We start from the raw sequence: 7,368 nt of genomic DNA on the forward strand, positions 1-7,368 counted from the left end.
TTACTCGTAGTAGTTTAATTCTAAGTCTTTAGAAGTTTGTTGACGTGTTTTTCTCATTAAGTCAGCATCTTCAATTAATGATTTACCGTATGAAGGAATCATTTTTTGTAATTTTGGTGTCCATTCAGACTCGTATTCAGCAAAGTTGCGTTCTAATACTTCAAGCGCAACAGATACTGATGTAGAAGCCCCTGGTGATTCACCAAGTAACGCGATAACAGTATGGTCTTGTGAGTTAACCACTTCTGTACCGAATTGAATGAAACCTTTACCGTATTCTTTAGTGTCTTTGATGACTTGAACACGTTTACCAGCAGTGTATAATTCCCAATCTTGATCTTTAGCTTCAGGGTAGAATGTACGTAAGTGGTTCATGCAACCCTCTTTAGTCATTAAGATTTGGTCGATTGAGTATTTAATTAATGGTAAGTTTTTCACTGCTGCCGCAAGTAAAGTTGTAATGTTGTATGGTTTAACAGACTTGAATAAATCTAAGTTTGAACCATTTTTCAAGAATTTAGGGCCAATGCTTGCGAAAGGTCCGAATAATAATGCTTTACGGCCATTGATGTAACGTGTATCCAAGTGAGGTACAGTCATTGGAGGTGTACCTGGTGGCTCTTTACCGTATACTTTCACACCGTGTTCTTCGATAACATCTGGGTTTGTACACATTAAGAATTGTCCTGTAATAGGGAAACCACCTAAATGTTTACTTTCAGGGATACCTGTTTTTTGTAACAATGGAATCGCACCGCCACCAGCACCGATGAAGATGTAGTCAGCAAGTTGAACTTGTGATTCACCTGTATTACGGTTCACCACTGTCACTTCCCATTTACCGTCATTACGACGATTGAAGTCTCTTACTTCATGGTTGTAGTGTACGTCTGCGTTCTTATGCGCTTCGATACTTTTCGCCATCTTACGTGTTAATTCACCAAAGTTAACGTCAGTACCTTCATCAATTTTACTTGCAGCCATGATGTCGCTTGCACTACGGCCTTGCATCATCAATGGCATCCACTTTCTCATCACTTCAATATCTTCTGTGTATTCGATATTGTCGAACATTGGGAAGTCTTTCATTTTGTTATAACGGTCTTTTAAGAATTGAACGTTATTTTTCCCACGTACGAAACTGATGTGTGGAAGAGGATTGATGAAATCTCTTGGTGTATCAATGTTTTTACTTTTAACAAGATAGCTCCAAAATTGTTTTGAGATTTCGAATTCTTCGTTAATCTCTTTTGCTTTTTCGATGTCGATTGAACCATCTGGTTGTTTCACAGTATAGTTCAATTCGCAAAGTGCAGCGTGACCCGTACCGGCATTGTGACGTTCGTTTGAACTCTCAACACCTGGACTATCTAAACGCTCATATAATTTAAGATTCCATTCTGGTTCTAAATCTTTAATCATTGAAGCGAAAGTCGTACTAAGCACACCGGCACCAATAATGACAATGTCTTTTGGTTCTGATTGTGTTGGCATACATAATCACCTTTCGTTTTTTGTATATTGCGGAATATGATAGGAATCGAGTCCTTTCAATCACTTCATACGTCATTATAATACATTTTCGACGTTAACAAAAATGAATCAGTCTGATGAGAAAAGAATGTTATCTCATTGTAATGATTGACATACAAACGATTATCATAATTACGCGTTACTACACTAATAATAACCCGTATTAAAGGAGTGAATCAATGGTTTTTATAAATAATTGAAGAGTTTTTCAAATTTATAAAAAGAAAATTAGTAAGCAATAAATAAATAGGAAGTAAAGCATGGCAATTTGAACTCAAAATATACCTTCATGACTGCGAACGTATCTGTTTAAAATCGCATGATATTCCCCTTTAACTGTTACCTCGAATTGAACAACTTGAATATTTTTTATTTTAGTTGCAAAAACTTCAAGACTGAAAATTTTATTAAATCACTTATCAATTAGATACATGTAAGTTGTAATCAATGTTTTCAATAGCACGTATCCAACAATAGAACCTTAATTTAAGGCGATTTCCCCTATACAGATTCCTTATTTTTTATTTATACAAAAAACCAACTAGCCAAATAAATCATAAATTTAATCAAAGAAAAATCAAATGAAGAAATACGTTATATATGAAACAAAGTAATGAGTGAAATTAAGTTGCTTAATATGTAAATTCGTATTATTATCTAATAATGCAGTGGTGACATGTTTGGAATTAAAGGAAATTTATGATATGGGAGTTTTGCAATGACAAGAAAATTTAGGGAATTAAAAAAGAGTTTAAGTGAAGAAAAAGCAAGAGTGAAACTTTACAAGTCTGGTAAAAACTGGGTTAAAGCTGGTATTAAAGAGTTTCAATTATTAAAAGCTTTAGGTTTACCCTTTTTAAGCCGTGACATTGTAAAAGATGAAAACGGAGAAGTCACTACACAATTTGGTGACAAGTTGAAAAAGAATGCATTAAGAACAACAGCAATTGCTGGGGGTATGTTTACCGTCAACATGTTACATGACCAACACGCATTTGCCGCATCAGACGCACCGATCACTTCTGAATTGGCAACTAAGAGTCAAACAATCGGGGATCAAACGTCTGTAGCGATTGAAAAGTCAACGTCAACAGAAAGTCAAAGTACAAGTGTTGTAGAAAGTGAAACAGAACAAGAGTCAGAAAGTGCAATATCTGATGAAGATCAAGCAAGTACTTCAACTTCAGAATCTGAATCAGAATCTAAATCATTAAGCACGTCAACTTCAGAATCAACTTCAGAGTCAACATCACTTTCAACTTCGGTTTCAGCATCTGACGAATCAGAAAGTGAAGCGAAAGCCTCAACATCTGCTGAGCACCAAGAAAGTACATCAACACAAACTGAATCAAGCGCATCAACAGAAAAACAAACAAGTCATGCAATTGAACCATCAAGTACTTCTGCTAACGTGAATCAATCACTAAGTACGTCATCTTTAGTTAGTTTAGATACTACAGCTCCAAACAACGTTCATTTACCACTGCAAGGATCAACAGTTCAACTTGGTCATACAGCATTTAGAGCTACAGCTGCTGTAGCACCAGTAACGAAAACATATACTGGTACGGGTAAAGACACAGTGAACAACGTGCCTATTTATTACAAACTTGATGTTACTGGTGACGGTTCATCTTTAAAATTCAGGTACACAATCTCGTATGATAACCCTGCAACGGCAAGCATTGAGAAACCGAAGCTTAAGAAAGATAAAGCAGTTGTTCAAAATACACTCAACGATACATTAAATATGCTTAAGCTTGGTAGCGCATACGGTACACCGTCGAATGTTACACAAGGGATTACTGCTGCTGGCTACGGTGGTTTCGAAGGCAATACAACTCGAACGAATATGCAAGGGAATAAACTAGCGGGTTATCACTGGACGGCAGGAAATTTAGGTTATAATGCCGGGGTACAAGGTAAAGGATATACTGCAGAGTTTTCAGCACCAGTTACAAACTTAAATGGTGAACGTACTTGGGAGTTCCATCCAGTCGGTGCCGAGTTCGTAGTACGTGGAACTAAAGGTTTTAACTACTTCTCAGCTTATACACATTCAGGAAAAGATCCGTATGTAGAAGCTATTAAGAAGTATAACGAATCTGTAAAAGCATCGAGAAGTATTTCAACATCTATATCGATTGAAGAAAGTAACTCAATCAAAGTATCACAGAGCCTTTCAGAAAAGAAATCGACAGCAGTTGCTAAATCTGTGAAGAAGAGTAAATCTATTTCAAAGAGTTTATCAACAGTAGAATCTAAGAGAAACAAAGGTAAGAAATCGCTATCAACCATTAAGTCAAAAAATGATGCTGCACATAAAAAGCATAGTGAGCAAGTTTCGAGACAACAAAGTGCCATTTCAACGAATAAATCGGTGTCTGTGGCCAAAAGCCTAGCAGACAAGAAACGACAAAGTGCGATTTCAACGAATCAATCATTAGCTGAATCTGAAAAATTAGCAGCAGCAAGACGTAGCAGTGCGCTTTCAACGAATGAATCATTAAGAGAGTCAAAAAGTATTGCAGATTCGATATATAATTCGAAAAAGTCTCTTAACGAATCAATCAATAAAAGACATAGTCTTCAAGTTTCACGTATTAATTCTATCAAATCTGCAAATTCAATAGCGATCTCTAAAAAGAAATCAGCGTCAATCGCAAAATCAAAAAGCTTATCTAAAAAGAAATCAAAAGCAATAAGCAAATCAGAGTCGCAATCAATTTCGAAGAGTACGTCAGCATCAACGAGTACGTCAATTTCATTATCTAAATCACTCAGTACATCAACAAGTACTTCGATAAGTGCATCGACAAGCACATCAGAAAGTACATCGACAAGTACTTCAGTGTCAGATTCTGAATCGATTAGCAGATTGAAACAAAAAAGCGCAAGTGATTCAACTAAAAAATCACAATCAGCGTCAACTTCGTTATCAGAAGCAGAAGCAAGTGCATCATTATCAACTGCGAAATCTCAAAGTTTAGCAAAAGCGGATAAAGATGCAAAAGCGAAGAAATCGACAGCAGATAGTATTAAGAAGTTGAAAGATGCAAGTACAAGAGCTTCAAAAGAGGCAAGTACGTCAACACTTAAGTCTGAACAAAAAAGTACAGCTGTATCAAATTCAAATTCACGTTCAACATCGATTAAAGTATCTCAAGGTGTTGAAGGTTCGATTTCAAATTCTAAATCAGTTTCTAGAAATGCATCTGTAGGTTCAAGATCAGTATCGATTAAAAAGTCTAAAGCTGCATCTTTAGGATCTGAGTCATTATCGAAGAGTCTTTCTAAACGCTTATCGGCTGAGGCAAAGAAATCACTTTCTAAGAGTACTTCAACGTCCATTAAGAAATCGAAAAGTACATCAACGAGTGTTTCTTTAAGCACTTCAACAAGTATTTCAGAGTCGACTTCAGCATCAGTAAGCACATCAGAAAGTACATCGACAAGCACATCAGAAAGTACATCGACAAGTACTTCAGTGTCAGATTCTGAATCGATTAGCCGATTGAAACAAAAGAGTGAAAGTATTTCAACGGAAAAATCACAATCAACATCAACTTCTCAATCAGAGGCAGAAGCAAGTGCAAGTGCTTCAACTTCAGTAGCCGAATCTCAAAGTTTGGCAAAAGTTGAAAAATCGACAGCAGATAGTATTAGAAAGTCGAAAGCAGAAAGTACTAAGAAGTCAAAAGCGGCAAGTACAAAAGCTTCGAAAGCAGCAAGTACTAAAAAATCAAAAGCAGCAAGTACTAAAAAGTCTAAGGCAGCAAGTACAAAGAAATCACAATCAATCAGTACTGAAAAGTCAATGAGCTTATCTACTGCAAAATCGATTTCAGATTCAGAAGCAGCATCAGTAGCGAAATCGACAAGTATTTCTACATCAGAGAGCATGTCGATAAGTGAATCAGAAAGCATTTCAAATGCTAAAGCAGCGAGTGATTCAACGAGCACGTCGAAATCAACTTCAGATTCAGAAGTAGCATCAGCAGCGAAATCGACAAGTATCTCAACATCAGAGAGTACGTCAACAAGCGAATCAGAAAGCGTTTCAATTGCTAAAGCAGCGAGCGAATCAACAAGTACATCGAAATCAACTTCAGATTCAGAAGCGGCATCAGCAGCGAAATCAATGCGTGAATCAACAAGTACGTCGAAATCAACTTCAGATTCAAAAGTAGCATCGGCAGCGAAATCAACGCGTGAATCAACAAGCACGTCGAAATCAACTTCAGATTCAAAAGTAGCGTCAGAAGCGAAATCAACGCATAAATCAACAAGTACGTCGAAATCAACTTCAGATTCAAAAGCGGCATCTGAAGCGAAATCAATGAGTATCTCAACATCAGAGAGCACGTCGACAAGCGAATCAGAAAGCATTTCAGCTGCTAAAGTGGCAAGCGAATCAACAAGTACATCGAAATCAACTTCAGATTCACAAGCAGCATCAGCAGCGAAATCAACAAGTACATCAACATCAGAGAGTACGTCAACAAGTGAATCAGAAAGCATCTCAACTGCTAAAGCGGCAAGCGAATCAACAAGTACGTCGAAATCAACTTCAGATTCACAAGCAGCTTCAGAAGCAAAATCAACACGTGAATCAACAGCGAAGAGTACGTCAACAAGCGAATCAGAAAGTACTTCAACTTCAACATCAGTAAGTGGATCATTATCAACATCTGATAGCGAATCAACTTCAATGGCGGAAAGTACTAAAAAGTCAGCATCGACAAGTACTAAAAAATCGAAGGCTGCAAGTACTAAAAAGTCAAAAACAGCAAGTCACAGAAAATCTACAAGCTTGTCTAAGAGTGCTTCAGCGATTGAATCACAATCATTGAGCAAGTCTATTTCGGATTCTCAATCTGATAGTACATCAGCTTCATTAAGTGCAGATCAATCAACTAAAGAATCTGCGAGCACATCAGTATCGACAAGTACATCAACATCACTGAGTGAATCAACATCAATCGAAAAATCTGCAAGTGCATCACAATCAGCGCAAGGTTCATTAGACGATTCACAATCAGCGTCAGTTAGCGAAGTTAATTCGACTCGAGCTTCATTGAGCACATCAGCATCAACAAGTGTGTCGAATTCAGAAAGCGCATCAACGTCAGCTGCAGCAAGTGAATCAGATTCAAGAAGTACTTCAACTTCACAATCAGACTCAGACGTGAAATCGACTTCGGTTTCAAACTCAGAATCTGTTGCAAAATCAGAATCTGCATCTGAATCAGCAAGTGAATCAACATCAAATACGCATTCAGCAAGCTTAGATAGTGAAGAAGCTTCAGAAAGCACATCGACGTCACTTGCAGAATCAACTTCAATTAGTGAAGCAAATTCAGCAAGTGCTTCAACATCAGCTGTTAAGTCAGAATCAATGGCTTCAACAAGCACATCAACATCAGCGAGTGCATCTGCATCAACGGCTCAATCAGAAAGTGTAGCGAGCGATTCAGCAAGCACATCAACATCAGTTGAAAAGTCACAATCAGTATCTGAGTCAGAATCAGAAGCAAAAGCAAGTGCTTCAACATCAACATCAGCGAGCACGTCAGAAAGTGTAGCGAGCGATTCAGCAAGCACATCAACATCAGTTGAAAAGTCGCAATCAGTCTCTGCATCAGAATCAGAAGCAAAAGCAAGTGCATCAACATCAGCGAGTGCATCAGCGTCAACAGCGCAATCAGAAGGTGTAGAACGTGATTCAGCGAGCACATCAACATCAGTTGAAAAGTCACAATCAGTATCTGAGTCAGAATCAGAAGCAAAAGCAAGTGCTTCAACATCAACGGCGCAATCAGAAAGTGTAGCGAG

The 7,368-nt window shown here is 37.6% G+C and carries 2 protein-coding genes; one reads left to right on the forward strand and one right to left on the reverse strand.

Annotated elements, in window-relative coordinates:
* A complete protein-coding gene (gene lqo / locus CD138_RS10050) occupies positions 1–1,494 on the reverse strand; it encodes an L-lactate dehydrogenase (quinone) (RefSeq protein WP_019169746.1) in 1,494 nt (497 codons plus the stop codon).
* A gap of 757 nt (positions 1,495–2,251) precedes the next feature.
* Between lqo and CD138_RS10055 the strand changes: the two genes are divergently transcribed.
* On the forward strand, positions 2,252–7,368 hold a 5,117-nt coding region (locus CD138_RS10055), incomplete at its 3' end, for a KxYKxGKxW signal peptide domain-containing protein (RefSeq protein WP_180991061.1).

This window comes from Staphylococcus intermedius NCTC 11048, from assembly GCF_002902385.1.
Classification (GTDB): domain Bacteria; phylum Bacillota; class Bacilli; order Staphylococcales; family Staphylococcaceae; genus Staphylococcus; species Staphylococcus intermedius.